Source organism: Tenacibaculum litopenaei (assembly GCF_964514025.1).
GTDB classification, from domain to species: domain Bacteria; phylum Bacteroidota; class Bacteroidia; order Flavobacteriales; family Flavobacteriaceae; genus Polaribacter; species Polaribacter litopenaei.
The window spans coordinates 1,224,757-1,226,031 of sequence record NZ_CAZEQT010000006.1; the positions used below are offsets into that span (position 1 = coordinate 1,224,757).

1 protein-coding gene is annotated in these 1,275 nt (G+C 27.5%); it reads right to left on the reverse strand.

Annotated elements, in window-relative coordinates; translation table 11 throughout:
- Positions 1-368: 368 nt before the first annotated feature.
- On the reverse strand, positions 369-821 hold the full coding sequence (locus tag ACKTS5_RS14205) for a hypothetical protein (protein ID WP_408044540.1): 453 nt from the start codon (positions 819-821) through the stop codon (positions 369-371).
- Positions 822-1,275: the final 454 nt, after the last annotated feature.

A 1,275-nucleotide genomic window follows, 5' to 3' on the forward strand; every position in this document is an offset into this window, starting at 1 on the left:
TTCTTGTCTAACTTCTCTAAACGGCCGTCATTAATAGGATATCTTTTTGATAAAGATTCTAATTTTTTATAGTAGTCTATACTGTTATAAAATTCTAATTGCCTTTTCTCATAGATGTATTTTTCATCAATCATAAAACTATATTTACTCTGCTCTTAATCTTATTTTACATTCTATTTAAAATTAATACTATTTTTTCTACTTTTAAACATTGCAGTTTTTTGGGAAGCTTACAAATTCAGATAATTCTAATTTTATATTAGCATAAAAAAGGGGACTTTTAGTCCCCAGTATAATAAACCTCTGTACTTCGAGTGCAGAGTGATTTAGTTTTTTTTTAAATATATCTCATTTAATTTACAAAACAATTAGCAAATAAGTTCTTTATCTCCTTTTTTGGCAGTAGCTAATTTTTGAACATACCCCTTAAAAAAGAAAGGAATATTATCTTCATAACCATTTTCAATACGTTGTTTTACTTTTTCAAAAGCTAAAATTGATATTTCAAAGTCAGGTTGACCTGTTACTAAAATAGGTTGATCTAATTGTTCATACCAATAGTATTTACCGCCGTAGTTTCTTCTTGCTACTTCAAAAATATAGCTCCCAAATTGGATGATAGCATTTTCTTTCATAGTCTCATCTACATCGTGTAAATTTTCATGAAATTGGCTTAATAAATCATCATCTATTACTTCTAAGCTTTTAACACTGTAGTCTAATACCCCATCAAGTTCATTATTGAAGGCTTCTAAAATTTTTTCTGCATTGTAGATTACGTCTTCAATAATTTTTTTTTGAATGTTATCCGTTTTTTCCATTGTTATTTTTCTTAAAAAAATTTATTCTAGTATCCATAACCATGATGATACTCAGGCATAATACTATGTACAACGTTCCATACATCTAAAAACAAATCCGCTTTTTTGCGTTTATTTTTGTAGTCGATCGCTATCTGCAAACTCAATCCATACAAGAGCTTAAATACTGTTAAAAAAAGACTGACTTTTTAGACAGTCTCTTTTCTTTTTTTAAAGTTTTTAAGAATGTATTTTGAAAAACTCTTTTTTCATGTCTTCATACAAAAACAAGGATTCTTTTAGAATTTCCTTTAATTCCTCATAATTTGTAAAACAAGGTTTTCTTATCGAGGGATTTCTGTACTCTTCCATATCTCTATTTAGAGCATACTTAATTAAACTACAAATTTGTGCTGCAGTTCCGCCTATATGGTAATCAGATTTATAGGAAAAAGGAATATCTTTTTTTGAAAAT